Below are 24554 nucleotides of genomic sequence, written 5' to 3' on the forward strand. Positions count from 1 at the left end.
CTGCCTTTTATTATACCAAATTTCAAACTATTTTATAACTAGTTTGGAAAGATAGTAAATTCTGAAACTTCCATTTCCCTGACAAGGTCTTGTCCAATCTGCTTAACATCTCCCAGAGTCAACTGATTCAAAATTGTGGGTAAATCTAAATAAGCCTCTTCATCAGTTTCATAGGCAGCCAGCTGAGTAAGGAGATGCTCCATTGAATCTAAGCTCCTCAAGAAGTCTCCATAAGTTTCTCGCTTGAGCAAGGTCAAATGTTCTTGGTTCATGTCATCTGATATTAGGAAGTGCTTCAAACTCTCTCTAATTTGATTGACTAATTTAATGGGTTGCAGCGTATCTGCTGTTAGCAAAATAAATTGAAAACGACGGGAGACCTCTATATCAATATCAAAGGAATCATCAATAAGTTTTTGGTCATACCAACTTTGGTAGGTCCTGCTGGTCCAGCCAAAAAGCAAGGAGAAAAAGAGGCGCAGACCGACTTTTTGCCGGAGAATTGATCCTTTTGCTAATTCTGGTAGTCTAATACCAAAAGCTAGTTTGGGTCTAGCGGTATCAAAACTGGTTGATTTTCGCTTAATATTTTTTGTCAAGTTTAGCGGTTTTTTGTCAAGCTTTGTCAAGCTATCTGTAAACTTGCTTTGCGTTTTTTCGACCTCAGTAAGCAGGATATTCTTGTCAAAATTTCCAACAACAAAAAGGGTCATGTTTGCTGGATGATAATAAGCCTTATGGCTGTTTTCTAGCTCATTTAACGTTATTTCTGATAAGCTCTTGCGGTCACCAGCAATATCGTTAGAAAGTTTAGTATTTGGATACAAATTCGCTAAAATAGAATTGTAAAGTTTACAGTCAACATCGTCAAGATACATGTCAATCTCTTGTTCGATAATTTTCTTCTCCCTATCAACTGATTCTTGATCAAAATCTGCAGTCATTGGAAAACTTTGCAACAATTCCAAAGCCTGTCCATTGAACCCTAAACTTGTAAAATAAAAAGCTGTTTTTTCAAAACCGGTAAAAGCATTGCTCTCAACTGATAAATCAGAGAACTTTTGAGCAGCATCCCTATGATTGGGCAGTTCAAAAAGTTTATGTTCTAAAAAATGAGCGAGTCCAGCAGGAGATTCATTGTCTGCTGTTTCCTCGTCGATTGGGAGAGGATCGAGAGCCCCAAAATCAACTTGCAGCAAGGCTGACATTTCTGAAAACTCTGGTTTAGGAAGCAAGCAAAGCTTTAAGCCATTTTTGAGGGTCGTCCTATACAGGCTTTCGCCAAGACAAGGATAGTTTTTTTCCTCTAGCATGTCAATGAACTCCTTCCAAAAAATAGACAGCTTGTAAGTGGGTTTTCCTTGCTAGGTGTACAATATCAGCTTTGGATACTTTCTTTACAGCCTGAAGCCACTTCGTAAAGTTAACTTGTTTATTCAAAACAACTGTCTCATTATAAGTTCTTTCAATTAGAATTTTGGGATCATCTGCTGCCAACTGGGATTGAATTTGCAGAAATTCTTTAGTCTGTTCTAGCAAATGACTTGAAAAACGGCCTAATTTAAAGTCATGCCACTGTTTATTGATAAGAGCCAGCACCTTTTCACGATCAGACTTATCAACTCCGGCGTAAACCTGTAGTAATCCTGTATAACCATCTAAGTCACTGGCTATCGTGTAAACTAAGCCTGCTTTTTCCCTCACTTCTGTGAAAAGTCGCGAGTGAGCATAGGCCCCTAACATGCCATTTAAAATCTGGGCAGCTGGATAGTCTTTATCCCCATAATGAACAGGAAGATGATAACCTAATTGTAAAACAGATTGGTTATCTAAACGCCGTTCTATTTTTTCTGTCGTTACCTCCTGCTTTTCTTCTTGGTAGTTGACATAGGTGTAAAGCTGTCTTTCTTTAAAAGGAAATTGATTGAGTTTATCTACAATAGCATAACCCTCACTATCACCTAAAACAAAAATATCAATCTGATCTTCCTTAAGCATTTTTTGCAATTCTTGATAGGCTGTAAAAGAGTTTTCTTGCGCAACTAACTCATCGGAACTATACTTGGAAAGCTGTAAATCAGGATCTTGAAAATAAAGTTTACGCAAGTTCAATTCACTGTAATAAAAAGAATCCTCCTTGTCTGCCTTGAGGTAGGATATAAGGTTGTCTTTTTCTATATCAAAAATCTTGGATTGAAATTGTTCCAAACTAATCAAGGGTCTGTAAAGAATGCTGTAAAGAATGTCAAAGATTTTATCCAACAATTCTTCCTTATTCAAAGTAAAGCGACTGCTCAAAAATTCAATATCAATGTCAACGATATGAGCCTTACCCTTAGTTGACACACTCGTTGATACACTAGCACCGTATAAATCAGCTAAAGCCCTTTTAAAGGCTCGATAACTTGGGTAGGTCTCGTTTGCTAAAGCCAGCATCTGTGCAACTAATACGCGGCGAGCAGTAGTTTCTTTTTGGCGTTTACCTGTAAAGCGTAGGGTAATATGATTGGTTTTAAATTTATCCGTCTTAATGAGGTGTAAATTAACACCATCAACTAGTTTCATCTGCTTTCCTCTAAGTTAGTTATTGACTTAAATTATAGCATTTTATGCTATAATATTCTCATTAGAAAGTTGAGGTGGGTATGGAATACAAACTCTTTGAAGACTATATTCTTTTACAGTCTCTGTTGAAAGATTTACGGGTTATTTCTAGTGGTGGTGCTGTCAAATCTTTCTTAGCTGATACTACCGTCCTCTTTAACGGTGAAGATGAGAAGCGCCGCCGTAAAAAGTTAAGGGTTGGAGATAAAATTGAGATTCCCAGTCGTCAATTAACAATTAATCTAGTTGCTCCTAATTCTAAAGAGTTGGCTCAACATAAAGAAGAACAAGCAGAAAAAGAGCGTGTCGCTGCTATAGTTAAAAAGATGAACAAGAAGCAAGAAAAGCGGGGACAGACGCAGCCTACAGGCCGGGGACCTGTAAAATTTCCGGGGACTTAAAGATGTGGCTCGAATCTATTGCACTTAAAAATTTTCGAAACTATCAAGATGTAACTGCAAAATTCTCCAGTAACCTAAATGTTTTTGTGGGTCAAAATGCCCAAGGAAAGACGAATTTTCTCGAAGCTATTTATTTTTTAGCTCTAACACGCAGCCATCGAACGCGTTCAGACAAAGAGCTCATCAATTTTCAGGCCAAGGAACTATCAGTTTCAGGACTTTTGAGACGAACAAGCGGAAAACTTCCTTTAGAAATCAATCTATCTGACAAAGGGCGAACAACTAAGGTTAACTATCTCAAGCAGACTAAACTGTCCGATTATGTCGGACATATGACTGTTGTTCTTTTTGCACCTGAAGATTTACAGCTTGTAAAGGGAGCACCTAGTCTGAGGCGTAAATTTTTAGATATTGATTTGGGGCAGATAAGACCTATTTACCTCTCAGATTTATCCAATTACAATCATGTGTTGAAGCAACGCAATGCTTACCTTAAATCAGCTGAAAAGATTGATAAAGATTATCTGGCTGTTATTGACGAGCAATTAACTGACTATGGCAGTAGGGTTATGGAACATCGCTTCAAATTTATACAGGATTTGGAACAAGAAGCCAGCAAACATCACTATACGATTTCTAACCAGTTAGAAGACCTTACTATTACCTATCAACCTTCTGTCAATATTCCAGATAAATCAGACATTAAGCAGAGTTTTTTAGAGCAGCTATCTAAAAGTTTCAGTCGTGATAGCTTTAAAAAAAATACTGGAGTAGGCCCTCATCGTGATGATCTGTCTTTTTTTATCAATGGGATGAATGCTTCATTTGGTAGCCAAGGGCAGCAACGCAGTTTGATACTGTCAGTAAAGATGGCAGAAATTGAGCTCATCAAGTCAGCAACAGGTGATCAGCCTATCCTTTTGCTTGATGATGTCATGAGTGAACTTGATAATCATCGACAGCTGAAATTACTAGAAGGGATTAAGACAAATGTTCAAACTTTTATTACAACGACAAGTTTAGAGCATCTTCATCAGTTACCTGACAATCTTAAAATATTTACAGTCGATAAGGGAGATATAAAGAATTAGGGGAGATATTGTTGTTTCGATATTTAAAACCGTCAACTTTCTGTCAACTATATTTACACTAAAAATGTAGATACTGTGGAAATACTTTATTACTTAATGTCGTAACCTATCCAAAAATCTAAATAAGGAATTCCAGAAAAATAGAAAACCGAGTTTGAGGCCCTTTGATCCTTAAACTCGGTTTTTAATTGTCTACCAGTTTTTATTTTTATACTCTTATATTTTTTATTGAACAGAGTAGTTTGGAGCTTCATTGGTAATTTGCACATCGTGAGGATGGCTTTCGATTAGACCAGCACCTGACATTTCGATAAATTGGGCTTTATCGTGAAGGGCTGGAATATCTGCAGCACCAGTGTAGCCCATGCCTGACTTAATACCACCGACCAATTGGAAGACAATGTCAGCAGCAGCACCTTTATAAGCTACACGGCCTTCAATTCCTTCTGGAACAAGCTTATTAGCTTCATTAACAGAACCTTGGAAGTAGCGGTCGCTAGAGCCCTTCTTCATAGCAGCAACAGATCCCATACCACGGTAAGTCTTGAATTTACGTCCTTGGAAGATTTCTGTTTCACCAGGAGCTTCATCGGTACCTGCCAGCATGGAACCAAGCATAACAGCATGGCCACCAGCAGCTAGGGCTTTGACGATATCGCCAGAATACTTGATACCGCCGTCAGCAATAATCGTCTTACCATATTCACGAGCAACACCAGCTGCATCGTAGATAGCAGTGATTTGAGGAACACCAACACCGGCTACAACACGGGTTGTACAGATTGAACCTGGGCCGATACCTACCTTAACCACATCGATACCTGCTTCATAGAGGGCACGCGCTCCTTCAGCAGTTGCAATATTACCAGCAATCAAGGTCTTATCTAGGAAGGTTGAGCGGATCTCAGCAATTTTGCGAAGAACACCAGCTGAGTGACCATGAGCTGTGTCAATAACAATGGCATCTGCACCAGCTTCAAAGAGAGCTGTTGCCCGCTCAAACGTATCTGAAGTAACACCGACTGCAGCCGCTACTAAGAGGCGACCAAATTCATCCTTGGCAGCATTAGGAAACTCAATAACTTTTTCAATATCTTTGATGGTAATCAAACCAGATAAACGACCGTTATCGTCAACCAAAGGTAATTTCTCAATGCGATGTTGTTGTAGGATAGCTTCAGCTGTCTTTAGATCCGTGCCTACTGGAGCCGTCACTAGATTGTCACTAGTCATGTAAGTCTTGATCGGCTGGCTATAATCAGAAATAAAACGCATATCGCGGTTGGTAAGAATACCGACTAATTTACGATTTTCCAGAGTTTCTACAACTGGAACACCAGAAATGCGATAACGCCCCATCAATTCATCTGCTTCTGCAACAGTATGCTCTGGTGTTAGGAAGAATGGGTCAATGATAACGCCATTTTCTGAACGTTTTACCTTACGGACTTCTTCAGCCTGAGCTTCGATTGACATGTTCTTGTGGATAACTCCAAGTCCGCCAGCACGTGCCATAGCAATAGCCATACCGCTTTCAGTTACAGTGTCCATGGCAGCAGTAATGATAGGAATGTTTAATGTCAAATTCGCTGCCAGTTTCGTCTGCATATTAACTTCATTTGGAAGTACATGACTTTCTGCCGGAATAAGCAAAACATCATCGAAGGTATAGCCTTTTTTCAAAAATTTAGTGTCCCAATTTGACATCAAATCCATCCTCTTTTCTATAAGATATTTAGCCTCAAGAGCTCTTATTATTAGTATATAATCATATCATGCTAAAAATTTTTGTCAATAACAATCAGCGCAAAATTTTATGAAAATAAAAAGAATCCAAGGGTCAAAAAGAGCTTGAATTCAATTAAAGTTTAAAAGTATTTTAACCCCATGGCTGACTTAACATCATCTAAGGTTTGGGCAGCAGTTTGACGGGCTGTTTGGCTTCCTTTTTCTAACATGCGATAGACCTCGCCCATATCCTTTGCGAACTCCGAGCGGCGTTCACGAATAGGCCCTAGCTCACGCTCCAAGATTTCTAAAAGGTAACGTTTTGTTTTGACATCACCTAAGCCACCACGTTGATAATGGTCTTTCATAGCCTTAATATCTGCTTGATCTTCCTCACGTCCAAAGACATCTAAATAATGGAAGACCATATTCCCTTCGATCTTTCCAGGATCTTCAATTTTTATATGATTGGGATCAGTATACATACTCATGACTTTTTTCTTGAGTGTGTCTGCGTCATCAGCTAGATAAATCCCGTTGCCTAAAGACTTGGACATTTTAGCATTGCCATCAAGGCCTGGCAGGCGACCCGCCGACTCATTTTCAGGATAGATGCCTTCTGGTTCGACCAGAACATCAGTATTATAAGCATGATTAAAACTACGCACAATTTCGCGGGTCTGTTCAATCATGGGCTTTTGATCATTACCAACAGGAACAAAATTCGCCTTAAAGGCCGTAATATCTGCTGCCTGTGCAATAGGATAAACCAAAAAGCCTGTAGGAATGGATTCACCAAATTCTTTTTGTGCAATCTCTGTTTTGACAGTAGGATTGCGCTCTAGACGGGCTAAAGACACCAGATTCATGTAATACATGGTTAATTCGGCTAACTCCGGAATCTGACTTTGAATAAAAATTGTCGATTGTTCAGGATTAAGGCCTGCTGCCAAATAGTCTAAAGCTACATTACCGATAGAATCAACGATTGTTTGCGGATCTTTTGCGTGATCTGTTAAAGCCTGCTGATCCGCCAAGAAGACAAACATTTTATACTTACCTTGATTTTGCAGTTGAACACGGTTCTGCAAACTACCTACATAGTGTCCAATGTGAAGTTTACCTGTCGGCCGATCGCCTGTCAGAATAATTGGTTTCGTCATTATTTTACCCCTAGTTTTTGTTTGAATAGCTCTTTAAATTATATCATAAATCTTGTTGGACACGTAGCTCTTATGCAGAAGTCTTTACCGGCTGCTTTTCCAAGAATTCCTTACTAAAGCTTTCTTTTAACTTATTTTAGATAAACGGCTTTAGTTTGAAAAATCGGCCTATTTCTAGTAGAATGAAAGACAGTTTATAGAAGATAAAGAGGTAGTTTCATTGCTCACAGTTTCAAATATTTCACTGCGCTTTAGCGACCGCAAGCTTTTTGATGATGTCAATATCAACTTTACAGCTGGCAACACTTATGGATTAATCGGAGCCAACGGTGCTGGAAAATCCACCTTCCTAAAAATCTTGGCTGGTGACATTGAGCCAACAACCGGCCATGTGACGCTCGGCCCAGATGAGCGTCTATCTGTCCTTCGTCAAAACCATTTTGACTACGAAGAAGAGCGCGTTATTGATGTTGTTATCATGGGAAATGAGCAGCTCTATAAGGTTATGAAGGAGAAGGATGCTATTTATATGAAGGCCGATTTTTCCGAAGAAGATGGGGTTCGTGCTGCCGAGCTTGAAGGTGTTTTTGCTGAATTAGGCGGCTGGGAAGCTGAGAGTGAAGCCTCTCAACTCCTGCAAAATCTCAATATTCTTGAAGAGCTTCACTACCAAAATATGAACGAGCTTAGCAATGGAGACAAGGTTAAGGTTCTCCTTGCCAAGGCTCTCTTTGGCAAGCCAGATGTTCTTCTTTTGGATGAGCCGACCAATGGTCTTGATATTCAGTCTATTGCTTGGTTGGAAGATTTCTTAATCGATTTTGAAAATACCGTTATCGTTGTATCTCACGACCGCCACTTTTTAAATAAGGTCTGCACCCACATGGCTGATCTTGACTTCGGTAAGATTCAGCTTTACGTTGGTAACTATGACTTCTGGAAGGAGTCTTCTGAACTGGCCGCAAAACTACAGGCTGACCGCAATGCTAAAGCAGAGGAAAAAATTAAGGAATTGCAGGAGTTTGTTGCCCGTTTCTCAGCTAACGCTTCAAAATCTAAACAAGCGACATCCCGTAAAAAGATGCTGGATAAAATTGAGTTAGAAGAGATTGTCCCATCTAGTCGTAAATATCCATTTATCAGCTTTAAGTCTGAACGTGAGATTGGTAATGATCTTTTGAGTGTTGAGAACCTCTCTGTCACTATTGATGGTGAAAAAATTCTTGATAAGATCAGCTTTATTCTACGTCCAGGTGATAAGACCGCCCTCATCGGAGAAAACGATATCCAGACTACAGCCCTTATTCGAGCTCTAATGGGAGAAATTGAGTATGAGGGAACCATCAAGTGGGGTGTCACTACCAGCCGCTCTTATCTGCCAAAAGATAACTCTAAAGACTTCGCGTCTGGCGAGTCTATTCTCGAGTGGCTGCGCCAGTTTGCTTCTAAGGAGGAAGATGATAATACCTTCCTGCGTGGTTTCCTAGGACGTATGCTCTTCTCCGGTGATGAAGTTAATAAGTCCGTTAACGTTTTATCAGGAGGAGAAAAAGTGCGCGTGATGCTGTCTAAGCTCATGCTTCTTAAATCTAATGTTCTTGTTTTAGATGACCCAACAAATCACTTGGACTTGGAATCCATTTCCAGTCTTAATGATGGCCTCAAAGATTTCAAAGAATCCATTATCTTTGCTAGTCACGACCATGAATTTATTCAAACCTTAGCCAATCATATCGTTGTCATTTCTAGAAATGGGGTTATCGACCGTATCGATGAAACATATGATGAGTTTCTTGAAAATACAGAAGTTCAGACTAAGGTCCAAGAACTATGGCAATAATGCTATCTCGCTGAGAGGTAAGATCCACAACATTCGCAGAGTCTGAAACGTAGGTGTCTCAGACTCTTTTTCTCAAATACCATGAAAAATTTTTTTACTAAGCATAAAGTCAACCTTCTTTTTTATAGTTTATCTTTTTTAATTCCTACTTTTATCATGTTAGTTGCCCTCTGGTCAAAGGGAATTTACTGGGGTAGTAAGACTACTATATTAGCAAGTGATGGTTTTCATCAGTATGTTATTTTTGCAACCCAACTCCGCAACATCTTGCACGGCAGTGACAGCCTATTTTACACTTTTACTAGTGGTTTGGGACTGAATTTTTACGCTTTAATAAGCTATTATTTAGGATCTTTTCTATCGCCGTTTTATTATTTCTTTTCTGTAAAATCAATGGCAGATGCCATCTACCTTTTTACTTTGATAAAATTCGGATTAATCGGATTGTCAATGTCGTTTACACTGAAACGACTCTTTGTCAATATTAAACAAGCGCTTATTATTAGCTTATCAAGCTCCTATTCTTTGATGAGTTTTGCCGTTAGTCAGCTTGAAATTAATACTTGGCTGGATGTTTTTATACTTGCTCCCCTTATTATTTTGGGACTCCACTCCCTATTAGATAAACAGAAATTTTGGCTTTATTACTTGACACTAAGTTTACTCTTTATCCAAAATTATTATTTTGGTTTTATGATGGCCATATTCCTGACACTCTATTTTCTGGTTCAACTTAGTCGAGATTTTCGTTGGAAGTTAGTCTTTAGAAAATTTTTAGACTTTACAGTTGTGTCAATATTATCGGGTTTGACTGCTTCTATTATGCTGTTACCGAGCTATTTGGATCTGTCAACTCACGGTGAGGAGTTTTCTCAATTTAATAGTCTCTTATCTGAAAAGGCATGGTTCTTTGATATTTTTGCTAAAAATTTTGTCGGTGCCTATGATACGACTAAGTTTGGCGCTATTCCAATGATTTATGTAGGACTTTTCCCTTTATCCCTCGCTCTCATTTTCTTTAGCCTACGAACACTCAAGTGGCCAGTTAAACTAGCTTATGGATTATTGTTAGGTTTTATGGTCGCTAGTTTTTATCTTAGCCCGCTGGATTTAATCTGGCAGGGAATGCATACGCCGAATATGTTCTTGCATCGCTATGCCTGGCTCTTTTCTCTTTTAATCATCCTAATGGCTGCTGAAAGTCTATCACATATTAAAGAGTTTCAACCTAATTTTCTGATTGTTACTTTTTCTGCCTTAGCTAGTGGTTTTGTATTAACCTTCCTTTACACAACCCATTATCATTTTTTAAAACCTGTCAACCTTATCTTGACACTTGCTTTCCTTCTAGCTTATGCAGTTATTTTGCTGTCTTTCAATAGAAAACAGTTAAGCACCTTGGCTTTTATTCTCTTTACTCTACTCTTTTCTACTTTTGAAATTGGACTCAATTCCTATTATCAAGTAACTAGCTTGGGTGACGAATGGATTTTTCCTTCTCGTGAAGGATATAACCGCGAACAGACAGAAATCACTAGTCTTGTCAAAAAAGCTAAAAGTGATAAGAAAAGCTTTTTTAGACTGGAGCGTACCATGCCACAGACTGGTAATGATAGTATGAAATTTAATTACAACGGTATTTCCCAGTTTTCTTCTATCAGAAATACAGCTTCCAGCAGTACTTTAGATCGTTTGGGTTTCCAGTCAACGGGTACGAATCTCAACTTACGTTACCAAAACAATACCATTATCGCTGACAGTTTATTTAATATTACTTATAACTTATCAGCAGAAGATATCGATAAATACGGTTTTACATCAGTCGCTAATTCTGGACTTTTAACACTGTATAAAAATAAAAATGCTAGTCAGATGGCTATTCTTACTAAAGGTGTCTACAAGGATCTTCCTTTTACTGTCAATACATTAGATAACCAAGCCTTATTATTAAATCATTTGAGTGGCCTTCATCAACAGTACTTTACACATTTGTCAAGTCAATCCGCTACTGATGCTGTTCACCCCAATTTCAATAATCGTATCAATTTAGAAACAGGAACTGGACAGACAAAGGCTGTTACTTACAAAGTTCAAACTATCCCAAATCAGCAGGTCTATATCAGCATTCCTGATCTGAGTTTTAGCAATGACACCACATCATCCCTTACTGTTACTGCCAATGGTAAAGATCATATTTACACAACCGATAATGCGTACAGCTTTTTTGATTTGGGCTATTTTAATAAACCTACTGAGCTTACGGTAACTTTGAGCTTCCCTGAAAATAATCAAATTTCTTTTGAAACACCGACCTTTTATGGTCTTGATACTAGAGCTTATCAGAGGGCTATGACGACTATTAATAATAGAAAGGTCTCTGTAAGAACTAGTGGCAGTCAGGTTCATGCGAAATATTCTGCTAAGAAAGCCGGCTCTCTCTTTTTCACTCTTCCTTACGACAAGGGATGGACAGCAAAAATCAATGGACACAGAGCTAAAATTCGCAGGGTCCAAAAAGGCTTTATGGCTATAGATGTGCCGGCTGGTAAAGGAAAGGTTGAACTCAACTACCTGCCTAATGGCTTTAAAATAGCCAGTTTTCTCTCTTTACTAGGTTTCCTACTGTTTATTAGCTATAGCAGTAGCCGATATTTCTGGTCTGAGAAAAAAATAAAAGCTTCTGGAGATTAATTACCAGAAGCTTTTATTTTTTATAATGTTTTAAAAAGCTGCCTGGAGGACAGCTCTTAAGTCTTATCATAGTCCGTACGGGATTCGAACCCGTGTTACCGCCGTGAAAAGGCGGTGTCTTAACCCCTTGACCAACGGACCAGACTTTAGATAGTATACCTTACTCTTTGTGAGCTGTCAATAGTATTTTCTATTTTTATTTTATAAATTCCTTAAACTACTAAACGCTGGAGAGAAGCCTCTCACTAAGGAGCTAGATGAAAACTTAAGCTAAGCTCTTCTGCATAGATTAAAAAACAGCCCTTACTAGATCTGAATGCTTACACAAAACGATGATTCCAGCAGGATTCGAACCTGCGACCGTTCGCTTAGAAGGCGAATGCTCTATCCAGCTGAGCTATGGAACCAATTCTTCCTTATTCTATCAAAATACAACTCCTACTGTCAATATGATAAACAAGTTGCTGTATGTGTTAAACCTAATAAAGTTTGGTCGAAAATTCTGGCTTTGTAGGATTAATCTGATTTTCCTTATAAGCTTATTTTAATTATTGCTTTTTAATGGCTCTTACATTAGACTTCAACTTTACTAAGGAATGATAAAATAAACGTTGTTTACTTATGATAGGGGCTGCCTGCTTGAATCATAAAAGCGCGGTAGATTTGCTCCATGAGAATCAGACGCATTAGTTGATGGGGCAGAGTCAACTTTCCAAAACTCATCAACAGATTTGCTCGTTTTTTCACACGGTTAGCTAAACCTAAACTGCCACCTATGATAAACGTGAAATCTGAATATCCTCTCAAGGCTGTATCAGCCAATTTTTGGGAAAATTCTTCGGAAGACCATTCGTCTCCTTCAATAGCTAAAGCAATCACAAAATCACGTTCAGCTACTTTAGTCATAATACGCTCAGCTTCTTTTTCAAATATTTGCTTGATTTCAGCAGAGCTAGCTTTATCAGGTATCTTCTCGTCAGGAAGTTCAATAAGCTCAATTTTACTAAAACGGTTTAAGCGTTTTCGATATTCAGCTATCCCATCTTTAAGATAAGCTTCTTTGAGTTTCCCCACAGTAATAACTTTCACTTTCATGACATTATTATATCATATCACTTTCATTCACAAGTTTTCCACAATAGTTTAGCCCATAAATTTGCTTATTTAAAGGCTTTTTATAATCCTTTCAACAAACTTATCCACAAGCTGTGGATTCTTGATTTTTCCCAAACAATAGGGTATAGTAGGGAGGTATAAATATAAGTAAGAGCGCTTAGGAGGTTTTCCCATTGAAAAAATTTGACTGGAAAAAGTGGTTTCAACCTGTTTTTATATTGTTAGCTGGATTTTTAGGGGGCTTGCTGGCTTCTCTGCTTGTTCTAAAGCTCAACGGGGTCACATCTTCATTTAATCCAACTGTAAAGAGCAATGTTCAATATGATAATTCATCTGATGTGACAAAAGCTATCAATAAAACTAAGGATGCTATAGTAACCGTTGTTAACTATCAGGAAGTTCCCGATGCTGAGACAGAAGATGCTGTGCGAGCTTCTGGGCTTGAAGTTGATGAAAATGGTTTAGCTCCCTTAAGTCAAGGTTCTGGTGTTGTTTATAAGAAAGATGGCGATGATGCTTATATTGTCACTAACGCTCACGTTGTGACCGGCGCTGAGAAATTGACTATCTTGCGAGGAAAAGAAAAAGATACAAAAAATTCTATTAAGGCTGAGCTAGTGGGTTCTGACACTTATTCTGATTTGGCGGTTATCAAGGTAAAAGCCAAGGATGTTTCCAAAATAGCTGAATTTGCAGATTCATCTTCAATCAAAGTGGGAGAAACTGCTATCGCTATCGGTAGTCCAGTAGATTCCGAGTTAGCCAACAGTGCAACCCAAGGAATTGTTTCTAGCTTGGATCGTAATGTCACTCTACAGGCTGAAGATGGCTCTACTATCCATACTAAAGCAATTCAAACTGATGCCGCTATCAACCCGGGTAATTCAGGCGGAGCCCTTATCAACATTGAAGGTCAGGTTATTGGCATCACATCAAGTAAAATTAACGTTGAAGGCGTTGAAGGTTTAGGGTTTGCGATTCCTGCTAACGATGCTATAAAAACTATCAACCAGCTGGAAAAAGATGGAAAAGTTGTTCGTCCGGCTCTTGGTATTACTATGGCTGATTTAGGATCAGCAAGTGAATCAGCTAGAGCTAGGGTTGATGTTCCTGATGAAGTCTCTACAGGGGTTGTTGTTGGTTCTGTTCAGGAAGGCATGCCATCAGATGGTAAATTGAAAGAATATGATGTGATCACAAAAATTGATGACAAAGAGGTTAAAACGGTTGCTGAACTCCAAGAAGAACTATATAAGCACAAGGTTGGAGACACTGTTACACTTACCTTCTACCGTGATGGGGATAAAAAGACAACTGATATTAAGCTGAATAAAACCAGCCAAGATCTTGATTCTTCATCTGAAGATGAGTAATGAGATTAAGGCCATTAGTATTCTTATTAATTTAGCAGTAGTTTTAGATGGGGCTGGGCAAATATGCCTAGCCTTCTCTTTTTATGAATAAAACTTGCTAAAATATTGTGAAGAAACGATTCAGTTGTTTAATTTTCGACCTCTATTTCACCTTCCTAGTAATTAATAGCATAAAATTAGAACTCGGAAAGCTTATCTTCAAACTTATACGCTTTATCTTTAATATAATTGCAGCCCTTAGGCTGTATAACTTGTGAAAGGAACACCATGGCAGAAGAATTGAAAAACATTAGGCTGAGTGATATTTCTCCCAATCCTTTTCAACCACGCCTACACTTTAATCAAGAGGAATTAGAAGAACTGGCTCAGTCTATCAAGGAGAATGGTTTAATTCAGCCTATTATTGTCCGCAAATCTCCTGTTTTTGGTTATGAATTAATCGCTGGTGAGAGACGTTTTAGAGCCTGTCAATTAGCTGGATTAGAGATGATGCCAGCTATTGTCAAAGAACTTTCTGATCAGGATAGTCGTATTCAGGCTATTATTGAAAACTTACAACGCTCTGATCTTAATCCAATTGAGGAAGCTAAAGCTTATCAGAATCTGTTAGCAACCAATCAGATGACACACGAAGATATTGCTAATTATATGGGAAAATCAAGGCCCTATATTACAAATGTTCTGCGGCTGCTTAATTTATCTGATAAGGCTAAAAGCGCGTTAGAGGAGGGGCACATTTCTTCAGGTCACGCTCGTCTGCTACTTGGTCTCAGTCAAGCTGACCAAGAAGCTTGGTTAGTAACTATCCAGAAACAGGGCTTGTCTGTCCGTTCTCTAGAAAGACAATTAAAACCCTCACCTAAGGATAAGGGAAAACCTTCAAATTCTGCAAAAGATCTTTTTAAAGAAGATTTAGAAAAAGAATTGACACGCACTTTGGGAACACCTGTCACTATTACAATGACAGCAAAGAACTCAGGAAAACTTTCTATCAATTTTTCATCCCAAGACGATTTCAACAGAATTATCAACAGACTGAAATAGATTGTGTAAAAAGCTTTCATCCTTGCTTGCTTTTTCCACACTATTTAGTGGACAAAAAAGCCTATTTTATGGGGAGTTCACTGCATTTCCACAAGTTGTGGAAAACTTCTTTGAACAATGTGAATTGTTTTTATCACCCCTGTGGAAAACTTATAGTTTTTATGTTAAAATACGGTACGAGATTAAACTAGGAAAACAGGAGAAGTCCTTATTATCAAGCAAAGGAGAAATCTATGACCGAAAATGAGCAGATTTTTTGGAATAGAGTTTTTGAGTTAGCTCGAGAACATCTTACTCAAGCGACATTCGAGTATTTCGTTCTTGATGCTCAATTGATCCGAGTTGAAAATGATACAGCTATTATTTATATCGATCGCATGAAGGAATTATTTTGGGAAAAAAACCTTCAACAAGTTTTGATTACGGCTGGCTTTGAAGTATTTAACACCCAGATTAACGCCCAGTACATTTTTGAAAGTGCAGAAATTAACAATATTCAGGCTGGTAGTAATGGACAAGAGACCAACTATCAAGAAAACAATAACCAAGCTACTCAGGACCTTTCTGTCTCTTCTAATTTAAATTCTAAATATCAATTTGATAATTTTATCCAAGGGGATGAAAACAAGTGGGCTAAAGCGGCTTCTATTGCTGTTGCTAATAGCCCTGGGACGACCTATAATCCCCTTTTCATCTGGGGTGGTCCAGGACTTGGGAAGACTCACCTGCTCAATGCTATTGGCAACACGGTTTTGGAAAATAATCCCAATGCGCGGGTTCGCTATATTACAGCAGAAAACTTCATTAATGAGTTCGTCACTCATATTCGCTTAGAATCTATGGAAGAGCTCAAAGAAAATTTCCGCAGCCTTGATGTTCTCCTTATTGATGATATTCAGTCTTTGGCTAAAAAAACCTTAGAGGGGACACAGGAAGAATTTTTCAATACATTTAATGCCCTCCATGCTAACAATAAGCAAATTGTTCTGACCAGCGACCGAACACCCGACCATCTCAATAATCTTGAAGAACGTTTGGTTACACGCTTTAAATGGGGATTGACAGTTGATATCACGCCACCAGACTACGAAACTAGGATTGCTATTTTGACTAATAAGATTCTTGAACAGGGCTATCCTTATACTTTTTCACAAGATACAATTGAGTATCTGGCTGGTCAGTTCGACTCTAATGTTCGTGATTTAGAAGGTGCTCTTAAGGATATCAATTTGGTTGCCACTTTCAAGCAGGCTAATGTTATTACAGTAGATCTGGCAGCAGAAGCTATTCGAGCCCGCAAACAAGATGCACCAATTATCAATATTGTCTCTATCGAAGAAATCCAAAGTCAGGTTAGCAAATTTTACGGTGTAACTGTTAAGGAAATCAAGTCAACTAAGCGTAATCAAAATATCGTCTTAGCTCGTCAGGTTGCTATGTATTTAGCGCGTGAGATGACCGACAACAGTCTACCAAAAATTGGTAAAGAGTTTGGCGGACGTGACCATTCAACCGTCCTTCATGCTTATAATAAAATTAAGAACATTATTGCTCAAGATGACAGTCTGCGTATTGAGATTGATACCATTAAAAATAAGATCAAATAGACTTGTGGATAAATAAAGCTTTTTTTAGAGATTTATCCACAGGTTGTGCACAAGCTGTAAGCCTTATGACCTATAGCTTGTCCATATTTTTCCACCCTATAAACAAGACCTACTACTACTACTAAACTAATACTTATAAATATAAAGGAGTCATTATGATTAACTTCTCAATCAATAAAGCTTTTTTCTTACAAGCGCTTAATGCAACTAAACGAGCTATCAGTTCTAAAAATGCTATCCCTATTTTATCCAGTATAAAAATCGATGTTACTACTGCTGGCATTACGCTTACAGGTTCTAATGGACAAATTTCTATTGAAAATTCTATTGCTAGTACAAATGATAATGCAGGACTTTTAATTACAGAAATTGGTAGTATTTTGCTTGAAGCAAATTTCTTTATCAATATTGTTTCGAGTTTGCCAGATATCAGTCTTGATTTTAAAGAGATTGACCATCATCAAGTGGTGCTAACTAGTGGAAAGTCAGAAATTACCCTTAAAGGAAAAGATGTTGAGCAGTATCCTCGTCTCCAAGAGGTTCCTACTAGCAATCCCTTGATTTTTGATACAAAGGTGCTGAAAACTTTAATTGCTGAAACAGCATTTGCTGCTAGTACACAAGAAAGTCGTCCCATACTAACAGGGATTCATTTGGTGCTGACAGAACACCAAAATTTTAAGGCTGTCGCAACAGATTCTCATCGTATGAGTCAGCGTAAACTTGTTTTGGAAAATGCAGGTGATGACTTTGATGTTGTCCTTCCGAGTCGCTCCCTTCGTGAATTCTCATCGGTTTTTACAGATGAGATAGAAACAGTTGAAGTCTTCTTATCTGGCAGCCAGATTCTCTTTAGAAGTGAAAATATTAGCTTCTATGCGCGTATGCTTGAAGGGGCTTATCCAGATACTGATCGTCTCTTAGTCAATGAATTTGAAACGGAAATTCTCTTTGATACTCATAGTCTTCGTTCAGCTATGGAGCGGGCCCATTTGATTTCTAATGCGACCCAAAATGGAACAGTTAAGCTAGAAATTGCTAATGGTACAGTTTCAGCTCATGTTAATTCACCGGAAGTTGGAAAGGTCAATGAAGAAATTGATACTCTAGAAACTAGCGGCAGTGATTTGACTATTAGTTTCAATCCAACTTATCTGATTGAAGCTCTAAAAGCTTTACAGAGTGAAACTGTACGTATTCGCTTTATCTCACCAGTGCGTCCTTTCACCCTAACGCCAGGTGATGATAGTGAAAACTTCATCCAGCTGATTACCCCAGTTCGAACAAATTAAAAAAATCAGGAAATTTTAAGTTAATTTTAAGTGGTTTAGGCTATACTATAGTCAATCCTAAATAAACTTTTCTTTTTCATAATCTCCGGGAAGTGCTCAGTGTTTTACTGAGTTCTTTCTTTTTATGTCAATAAACTTTCCCTAGGGCGACTCCGATGCCCTAGAACCCGCCCTTCTAGCTTATTGCGTATCGAAGAATGGACGTGTCTTTTTCATAATCTTCGGGAAGTGCTCAGTGTTTTACTGGGTTTGTCAGGCTGGAGCTTTTTGGTTATAATAGGGCTACTATTTAGAGATTTTGGAGGTGTCTATGTATCAAGTAGGTTCTTTGGTTGAGATGAAAAAACCTCATGCCTGTACCATCAAGTCCACTGGTAAAAAGGCTAATGAATGGGAAATTACACGCATTGGGGCTGATATCAAAATTCACTGTACCAATTGTAACCATGTCGTCATGATGAGCAGACATGATTTTGAGCGGAAGATGAAAAAAGTCTTACAACTGTAGAAAGTCTGATGTAAAGTGACTTTTAACTGTCTTTTTAATGGGATGCAACCTTGGAAACCTTATGAACAGCATTTTTCTAGCATTATGCAACTGTTAGTTGCGATAAAAAGTGCTAATTTACTCTAATATTTTTAGTATAATGAGACTAGAAAAAAGAAGGGTGGTTATGGTGATGACCATGTTTGCAGAACAGCTCAAAAAAATTCGGCAAGAAAAAACATTTCGCAAGAAGAATTAGCACAACAACTCTTTATTTCTCATCAAGCTGTCTTCGCAGTAGCTGATTGAATGTTCCCTTCGCTTCTCTCGTGACCATTCTAATCAGCCTTGCGGGGGTGCGACGACGAAATCATAGATTTCTGTCTTACCGCCAAATGGGAAAATGGTGATGCAACACCTGATTTGGAGAATCTAGTCAAGTTATCAGAAATTCTGAAGGTTAACCTAGATGAGTTAGTTAAAGGAAAGCAGCAATCCACTTTTCAAATAGACGAAGATGATGGCAATTTACATTTATTAAAAGGTCGTGAGTATGTCATCAATCCTGAAACTGGAAAATATGAGAAAAGAGATGGTTTGACGATTATTGTTGATTTACTTTCAGAATATTGGTGGGTACTACTAGCTACTGTCCCTTTATTATTCATTTTCTTATAAATTGCTTGTCACTAGACAAGCTTTTTCTTTGATTTTCTGCTATAATAGTCAGGACGAAAAATGTAATGGAGACTATATAAATGGCTTTAACAGCAGGTATTGTTGGTTTACCAAACGTTGGTAAATCAACTCTTTTTAATGCAATTACCAAAGCAGGTGCAGAGTCTGCCAACTACCCATTTGCGACGATTGATCCAAATGTAGGGATGGTAGAAGTACCAGACGAGCGTTTACAGAAGTTGACAGAGATGATTACTCCTCAAAAGACGGTACCAACAACTTTTGAATTTACCGATATTGCGGGGATTGTAAAAGGAGCTTCTAAAGGTGAAGGTCTGGGAAATAAATTCTTGGCCAATATTCGTGAGGTAGATGCCATTGTTCATGTGGTCCGTGCCTTTGATGATGAAAATGTTATGCGGGAGCAAGGCCGTGAAGATGCCTTTGTAGATCCAATTGCAGATATTGATACTATCAATTTAGAGTTGATTCTGGCAGATCTTGAATCTGTCAACAAACGCTATGCGCGTGTGGAAAAAGTTGCACGTACGCAAAAAGATAAAGATTCTATGGCAGAATTTGCCGTTCTTGAGAAAATCAAACCTGTTCTTGAGGATGGTAGATCTGCGCGTACCATCAATTTTACTGAGGAAGAAGAAAAGATTGTCAAGCAACTTTTCCTTTTGACGACTAAGCCAGTGCTTTATGTGGCAAATGTCGATGAAGATAAGGTAGCTAATCCGGACGAGATAGGGTATGTCAAGCAGATTCGTGAATTTGCAGCGACTGAAAATGCCGAAGTAGTAGTTATCTCAGCGCGTGCTGAAGAAGAAATATCAGAGCTAGATGATGATGACAAGGCTATGTTTCTTGAGGATCTGGGTTTGAAAGAGTCCGGTGTGGATAAATTGACACGCGCTGCCTACCACTTATTGGGCCTTGGAACTTACTTTACTGCTGGTGAAAAGGAGGTTCGTGCTTGGACCTTCAAGCGCGGGATCAAAGCTCCTCAAGCCGCTGGTATTATCCACTCAGATTTTGAAAAGGGCTTTATTCGTGCGGTTACTATGTCTTACGATGACCTGATTGAGTACGGTTCAGAAAAAGCCGTCAAAGAGGCTGGTCGCTTGCGTGAAGAAGGTAAAGACTACGTGGTTCAAGATGGCGATATTATGGAATTTCGTTTTAATGTCTGATAATTTTATGAAGAATAAGGCTGGAAGCATATTCCAGTCCTTTTAGTGTGTTTAAGGAAAAGTGATAAATTATGGCAAAATTAATTGTGGGACTGGGGAATCCTGGTTCAAAATACGATAAAACGCGTCACAATGCTGGTTTTATGGCTATTGAGCGCTTTGTGGAAAATCTCAACGTTACATTTTCAGAAGAGAAAAATTTTAAGGCAGCAGTTGGCTCAAGCTTTATCAATGGAGAAAAAATTTACTTTGTTAAGCCCCTGACCTTTATGAATGAAAGCGGTCAGGCTGTTCATGCTTTGATGACCTATTACAATCTTGCGCTTAAAGATCTGGTAGTTATTTATGATGATTTGGATATGATGGTCGGTAAGATTCGTTTCCGTCAGAAAGGATCTGCCGGTGGTCACAATGGTATTAAGAGTATTATCAAGCATGTTGGCTCTCAGGAATTTGACCGTATTAAGATTGGCATCGGTCGCCCTAAGCCTGGGATGACCGTAGTTAATCATGTACTCAGTCATTTTGACCAAGATGACTATGCGACTATGCAGGCTTCTTTGGATAAGGTTGCAGACGCCCTTAATTTCTATCTAGAAACTCGTGATTTTGAGCAAACAATGCAAAAATACAATGGATAATAGAGATAAAACATTAATAAGCCTATTTGGGCAGAATAAACAGATTCAAGAATGGCAAGATAAGACTGGTTTAATTGATCGTCAGCTAGTTTTGGGCTTATCTGGCAGTACTAAAAGTTTGGCTATTGCTTCTAACTTCAAGGCTAATCAAGGTAAGCTGGTCGTTATTACGGCTACACAAAATGAAGCTGAGAACTTAGCTGCTGATTTGATAGGCTTGGTCGGGGATGACCAAGTTTATCAGTTCTTTGCAGATGATATTGTCGGAGCAGAGTTTATCGTGGCCTCCCAAGAAAAATCTCTGTCACGTGTGGAAAGTCTCAATTTTCTATTGGATGAAGCTAGCACTGGAATTCTGGTCATCAGTCTTTTAGCCAGTAAGATTTTACTGCCAAATCCTAAAGACTATGCTAGGTTTGTCCTAGATTTTGAGGTGGGTGAGGAGTATCAGATATCTGATTTGGTCAAGCAGCTGACCAGCATTGGCTATAAGTCCGTTTCTCAAGTTTTGTCTCCAGGGGAATATAGCCATCGTGGAGATATTTTGGATATCTATGATGGATCTACAGACACTGCCTATCGCTTGGAATTCTTTGGTGACGAGATTGATGGTATCCGAATTTTTGATCCTGAAACCCAAGTATCTCAGACAAATTTGGACTGTGTTCGCCTTAGTCCAGTTGATGAAGCTATATTGACTCAGGAAAATCGTGAGCGAGCATTGAAACATTTTGATACTGCTATAGCTAAGTCACAAAGTAAGAGGCTTAAGGATTATTTGGAAGGACTCTACACGACAGTAGCAGATGGCCATCGCCATGAGGATCTTAAGAAATTTCTGTCATTCTTTTATGCCAAGACCTATACCTTGCTTGACTACCTTCCGAAGGGGACTCCCCTCTTCTTTGATGATTTTCAAAAACTGACGGATCGTCATGCTAAGCTAGAGATGGAGATTGCTAACTACCTAACCGAGGGTCTGCATCAGGAAAAGGCTCTGGCTAATCAGGTTTATTTTGCAGATACCTATCAGACACTGCGTCATTATCAGCCAGCGACTTTCTTTTCAAATTTCCACAGGGGTTTGGGCAATATCCGCTTTCATCAGATTTACAATCTGATCCAGTATAGCATGCAGGAATTCTTCAACCAGATTCCTCTTTTGATTGATGAAATTAAGCGCTACTCTAAATCTGGTGCTACTGTTGTCTTGCAAGTTGATAACGCGGCTAAATTGGAAAAACTTCAGGAGAGTCTATCTGAGTACGAGTTAAACATTCCTATCGTGGCGGAGGATGATCTACAAGTAGGCCAGATTCAGCTGATTACGGGCCATCTGACCAGTGGTTTTTATTTTGCGGATGAAAAGCTAGTTCTCATCACAGAAAAAGAGATCTATCATAAGACTCCCAAACGCCGTATTAGACGTCAGCATATTAGTAATGCTGAGCGACTTAAAGACTACAATGAGCTGGAAAAAGGGGATTACGTCGTCCACAATACCCACGGAATCGGTCGCTTTATGGGGATTGAGACTATTGAGATTTCTGGTGTTCACCGCGACTACCTGACCGTTCAGTATCAAAATGCGGATACTATCTCGATTCCAGTTGAGCAGATTGAACTTTTGTCGAAATACATGGCCAGTGATGGTAAAGAGCCTAAAATCAACAAGCTCAATGATGGCCGTTTCCAAAAGGCTAAAAGCAGAGTTTCTAAGCAGGTTGAAGATATTGCTGACGATCTCTTAAAACTTTATGCTGAGCGTAGCCAGCTCAAAGGCTTTGCTTTTTCACCAGATGATGAGAATCAGCATGAGTTTGACGAGGATTTCTCTTATGCAGAAACGGACGACCAGCTCAGATCTATCAAGGAAGTCAAAGCAGATATGGAATCAAACAAGCCTATGGATCGCCTCTTAGTTGGGGATGTTGGCTTTGGTAAGACAGAGGTTGCTATGCGGGGAGCCTTTAAAGCGGTCAATGATGGCAAGCAGGTTGCCGTTCTTGTGCCAACAACAGTTCTGGCCCAGCAGCATTTCAACAATTTTAAGGAGCGTTTTGAAAATTTTGCTGTTGAGGTTGGGGTGCTCAGCCGTTTCCAAACGAAGAAAGAGCAGGCAGAGACGCTTGAGCGGATTGCAGACGGTAAGATTGATATCATTATCGGGACTCATCGTCTTCTTTCAAAAGACCTAACTTTCAAAAATTTAGGCTTCATTGTCATTGATGAGGAGCAGCGTTTTGGTGTTAAGCACAAGGAACGTCTTAAGGAACTTAAAACGAAGGCGGATGTCTTGACCTTGAGCGCAACGCCTATTCCCCGAACGCTCCATATGTCTATGTTGGGGATTCGTGACCTTTCCGTTATTGAGACACCCCCGACCAATCGTTATCCTGTTCAGACCTATGTACTTGAGACTAATCCAGGTATGATTCGCGAAGCTATTATTCGCGAGATGGATCGCGGCGGTCAGAGCTTCTATATTTATAATCGTGTTGAGAGTATTGAACAAAAAGTAGCAGAACTTCAAGAAATTGTCCCAGAAGCTAGTATTGGATTTGTTCATGGTCAGATGAGTGAGATTCAGCTGGAAAATACCCTCTTTGATTTTATTGATGGTGTCTATGATGTTTTGGTAGCAACGACAATTATTGAAACCGGTATTGATATCTCTAATGTTAATACTCTCTTTGTCGAAAATGCAGATCGTATGGGTCTCTCCACACTTTATCAGCTACGCGGCCGAGTCGGACGCAGCAATCGTATTGCCTATGCTTATCTCATGTATCAGCCAGATAAACTCTTGTCAGAAGCTTCTGAGAAACGCTTAGAGGCGATTAAGGGTTTTACTGAGTTAGGATCTGGTTTTAAAATTGCTATGCGAGACCTCTCCATTCGCGGTGCTGGCAATATCCTGGGGGCCTCTCAGAGTGGTTTTATTGACTCAGTTGGTTTTGAGTTGTATTCTCAAATGCTGGAAGAGGCCATCCAGCATAAGCAAGGGGGATCACAAGTCCGTCAAAAAGGAAACGCTGAGATTAACCTACAAATTGATGCCTACCTACCAGCTGACTATATCAGCGATGAGCGTCAAAAGATCGATATCTACAAGCAGATTCGCGAGCTTAACTCCCAGCAAGATTACCAAGATTTGCAGGATGAATTGATTGATCGCTTTGGTGAGTATCCAGATCAGGTCGCTTACCTCCTTGAAATTGGTCTTCTTAAATCCTATATGGACAATGTCTTTGTTGAATTAGTTGAGAAAAAGAAACAGGATGTTGTGGTTCGTTTTGAAAAGTCAACTAGACAGCTCTTCTTGACTCAAGACTATTTTGAAGCTCTGTCCAAGACCCAACTCAAGGCTCGCATTGGGGAACACGACGGTAAAATCGAAGTAGTCTTTGATGTACGCCATAAAAAAGATTACGAAATTCTAGAAGAGCTCATGGTCTTTGGCCGTGCTTTTACAGAGATAAAAGAAGGAAAACAAACCAAAGAAAAATTATGAGAAACTTGGTAGATCAATGTGTCAAATCCTTTTGACATAAAAAATGCTGGCCTAGCAAAGAATTTGTATGGTAAAGTTAGGATGAAAT

General features: G+C 39.0%; 18 protein-coding genes and 2 tRNA genes. 13 read left to right on the forward strand and 7 right to left on the reverse strand.

What is annotated here, in order from left to right; all coding sequences use genetic code 11:
* Positions 1-38: 38 nt before the first annotated feature.
* A complete protein-coding gene (gene yfmH / locus ACVR1G_RS09290; RefSeq protein ID WP_447452899.1) occupies positions 39-1313 on the reverse strand; it encodes an EF-P 5-aminopentanol modification-associated protein YfmH in 1275 nt (424 codons plus the stop codon).
* 1 nt (position 1314) lies between these two features.
* Positions 1315-2565, reverse strand: a complete 1251-nt coding sequence (gene yfmF / locus ACVR1G_RS09295; protein WP_447452900.1) for an EF-P 5-aminopentanol modification-associated protein YfmF — start codon at positions 2563-2565, stop codon at positions 1315-1317.
* An 80-nt stretch (positions 2566-2645) separates the two neighbouring features.
* On the opposite strand from yfmF, the gene ACVR1G_RS09300 reads away from it, so the two are divergent.
* Positions 2646-3005 carry an RNA-binding S4 domain-containing protein gene (locus ACVR1G_RS09300; RefSeq protein WP_447452901.1) on the forward strand — a complete coding sequence of 120 codons (360 nt, stop codon included), beginning with the start codon at positions 2646-2648 and terminating at the stop codon, positions 3003-3005.
* Between the two features lie 2 nt (positions 3006-3007).
* Positions 3008-4096: a DNA replication/repair protein RecF gene (recF, locus tag ACVR1G_RS09305; protein WP_447452902.1), complete on the forward strand. Its 1089-nt coding sequence runs from the start codon at positions 3008-3010 to the stop codon at positions 4094-4096.
* Between the two features lie 225 nt (positions 4097-4321).
* On the opposite strand, the gene guaB is transcribed toward recF, so the two are convergent.
* Both guaB and trpS read right to left on the reverse strand, forming a co-directional pair.
* A complete protein-coding gene (gene guaB, locus ACVR1G_RS09310) occupies positions 4322-5803 on the reverse strand; it encodes an IMP dehydrogenase (protein ID WP_447452903.1) in 1482 nt (493 codons plus the stop codon).
* A 161-nt stretch (positions 5804-5964) separates the two neighbouring features.
* Entirely contained in the window at positions 5965-6987 is a 1023-nt protein-coding gene (gene trpS, locus ACVR1G_RS09315; RefSeq protein WP_447452904.1) for a tryptophan--tRNA ligase, read from the reverse strand.
* 220 nt (positions 6988-7207) lie between these two features.
* On the opposite strand from trpS, the gene ACVR1G_RS09320 reads away from it, so the two are divergent.
* Complete coding sequence (locus tag ACVR1G_RS09320; RefSeq protein WP_447452905.1) at positions 7208-8827, forward strand: ATP-binding cassette domain-containing protein; 1620 nt, start codon at positions 7208-7210, stop codon at positions 8825-8827.
* A gap of 81 nt (positions 8828-8908) precedes the next feature.
* Positions 8909-11518: a YfhO family protein gene (locus tag ACVR1G_RS09325; protein ID WP_447452906.1), complete on the forward strand. Its 2610-nt coding sequence runs from the start codon at positions 8909-8911 to the stop codon at positions 11516-11518.
* Between the two features lie 69 nt (positions 11519-11587).
* Here ACVR1G_RS09325 and ACVR1G_RS09330 read toward each other — a convergent pair.
* The 3 genes from ACVR1G_RS09330 to rlmH all read right to left on the reverse strand — a co-directional run bounded on the left by ACVR1G_RS09330 (position 11588) and on the right by rlmH (position 12613).
* A tRNA-Glu gene (locus ACVR1G_RS09330) sits at positions 11588-11659 on the reverse strand.
* Positions 11660-11851: 192 nt separating this feature from the next.
* Positions 11852-11925, reverse strand: a tRNA-Arg gene (locus ACVR1G_RS09335).
* A 208-nt stretch (positions 11926-12133) separates the two neighbouring features.
* Complete coding sequence (gene rlmH / locus ACVR1G_RS09340; protein ID WP_447452907.1) at positions 12134-12613, reverse strand: 23S rRNA (pseudouridine(1915)-N(3))-methyltransferase RlmH; 480 nt, start codon at positions 12611-12613, stop codon at positions 12134-12136.
* A 194-nt stretch (positions 12614-12807) separates the two neighbouring features.
* Here rlmH and ACVR1G_RS09345 point away from each other — a divergent pair, with 194 nt between their 5' ends.
* The 9 genes from ACVR1G_RS09345 (at position 12808) to mfd (ending at position 24466) form a co-directional block, all read left to right on the forward strand.
* Positions 12808-14007 (forward strand): S1C family serine protease, encoded by a 1200-nt coding sequence (locus ACVR1G_RS09345; RefSeq protein WP_447452908.1) that lies wholly within the window; start codon positions 12808-12810, stop codon positions 14005-14007.
* Between the two features lie 267 nt (positions 14008-14274).
* Positions 14275-15051, forward strand: coding sequence for a ParB/RepB/Spo0J family partition protein (locus tag ACVR1G_RS09350; protein ID WP_447452909.1), 777 nt, complete (start codon positions 14275-14277; stop codon positions 15049-15051).
* A 233-nt stretch (positions 15052-15284) separates the two neighbouring features.
* Positions 15285-16658, forward strand: a complete 1374-nt coding sequence (gene dnaA / locus ACVR1G_RS09355; RefSeq protein WP_447452910.1) for a chromosomal replication initiator protein DnaA — start codon at positions 15285-15287, stop codon at positions 16656-16658.
* Between the two features lie 155 nt (positions 16659-16813).
* Positions 16814-17950: a DNA polymerase III subunit beta gene (dnaN, locus tag ACVR1G_RS09360; RefSeq protein ID WP_447452911.1), complete on the forward strand. Its 1137-nt coding sequence runs from the start codon at positions 16814-16816 to the stop codon at positions 17948-17950.
* A 310-nt stretch (positions 17951-18260) separates the two neighbouring features.
* Complete coding sequence (locus ACVR1G_RS09365; protein WP_447452912.1) at positions 18261-18458, forward strand: DUF951 domain-containing protein; 198 nt, start codon at positions 18261-18263, stop codon at positions 18456-18458.
* Positions 18459-18785: 327 nt separating this feature from the next.
* Positions 18786-19115, forward strand: a complete 330-nt coding sequence (locus ACVR1G_RS09370) for a helix-turn-helix domain-containing protein (RefSeq protein WP_447452913.1) — start codon at positions 18786-18788, stop codon at positions 19113-19115.
* A gap of 80 nt (positions 19116-19195) precedes the next feature.
* On the forward strand, positions 19196-20311 hold the full coding sequence (gene ychF / locus ACVR1G_RS09375) for a redox-regulated ATPase YchF (RefSeq protein ID WP_447452914.1): 1116 nt from the start codon (positions 19196-19198) through the stop codon (positions 20309-20311).
* A 71-nt stretch (positions 20312-20382) separates the two neighbouring features.
* On the forward strand, positions 20383-20952 hold the full coding sequence (pth, locus tag ACVR1G_RS09380; protein ID WP_447452915.1) for an aminoacyl-tRNA hydrolase: 570 nt from the start codon (positions 20383-20385) through the stop codon (positions 20950-20952).
* On the forward strand, positions 20945-24466 hold the full coding sequence (gene mfd / locus ACVR1G_RS09385; RefSeq protein WP_447452916.1) for a transcription-repair coupling factor: 3522 nt from the start codon (positions 20945-20947) through the stop codon (positions 24464-24466). The genes pth and mfd overlap by 8 nt, the downstream gene beginning before the upstream one ends.
* The last annotated feature ends 88 nt before the right edge of the window (positions 24467-24554 follow it).

The sequence above is a fragment of the Streptococcus dentasini genome (assembly GCF_053206945.1).

Excerpts from the sequence above, each read along its gene's own strand:
- yfmH (WP_447452899.1), bottom strand. The coding sequence starts at position 1,313 with ATGCTAGAGGAAAAAAACTATCCTTGTCTTGGCGAAAGCCTGTATAGG.
- yfmF (WP_447452900.1), bottom strand. The coding sequence starts at position 2,565 with ATGAAACTAGTTGATGGTGTTAATTTACACCTCATTAAGACGGATAAA.
- ACVR1G_RS09300 (WP_447452901.1), top strand. The coding sequence starts at position 2,646 with ATGGAATACAAACTCTTTGAAGACTATATTCTTTTACAGTCTCTGTTG.
- recF (WP_447452902.1), top strand. The coding sequence starts at position 3,008 with ATGTGGCTCGAATCTATTGCACTTAAAAATTTTCGAAACTATCAAGAT.
- guaB (WP_447452903.1), bottom strand. The coding sequence starts at position 5,803 with ATGTCAAATTGGGACACTAAATTTTTGAAAAAAGGCTATACCTTCGAT.
- trpS (WP_447452904.1), bottom strand. The coding sequence starts at position 6,987 with ATGACGAAACCAATTATTCTGACAGGCGATCGGCCGACAGGTAAACTT.
- ACVR1G_RS09325 (WP_447452906.1), top strand. The coding sequence starts at position 8,909 with ATGAAAAATTTTTTTACTAAGCATAAAGTCAACCTTCTTTTTTATAGT.
- rlmH (WP_447452907.1), bottom strand. The coding sequence starts at position 12,613 with ATGAAAGTGAAAGTTATTACTGTGGGGAAACTCAAAGAAGCTTATCTT.
- ACVR1G_RS09350 (WP_447452909.1), top strand. The coding sequence starts at position 14,275 with ATGGCAGAAGAATTGAAAAACATTAGGCTGAGTGATATTTCTCCCAAT.
- dnaA (WP_447452910.1), top strand. The coding sequence starts at position 15,285 with ATGACCGAAAATGAGCAGATTTTTTGGAATAGAGTTTTTGAGTTAGCT.
- dnaN (WP_447452911.1), top strand. The coding sequence starts at position 16,814 with ATGATTAACTTCTCAATCAATAAAGCTTTTTTCTTACAAGCGCTTAAT.
- ACVR1G_RS09365 (WP_447452912.1), top strand. The coding sequence starts at position 18,261 with ATGTATCAAGTAGGTTCTTTGGTTGAGATGAAAAAACCTCATGCCTGT.
- ychF (WP_447452914.1), top strand. The coding sequence starts at position 19,196 with ATGGCTTTAACAGCAGGTATTGTTGGTTTACCAAACGTTGGTAAATCA.
- pth (WP_447452915.1), top strand. The coding sequence starts at position 20,383 with ATGGCAAAATTAATTGTGGGACTGGGGAATCCTGGTTCAAAATACGAT.
- mfd (WP_447452916.1), top strand. The coding sequence starts at position 20,945 with ATGGATAATAGAGATAAAACATTAATAAGCCTATTTGGGCAGAATAAA.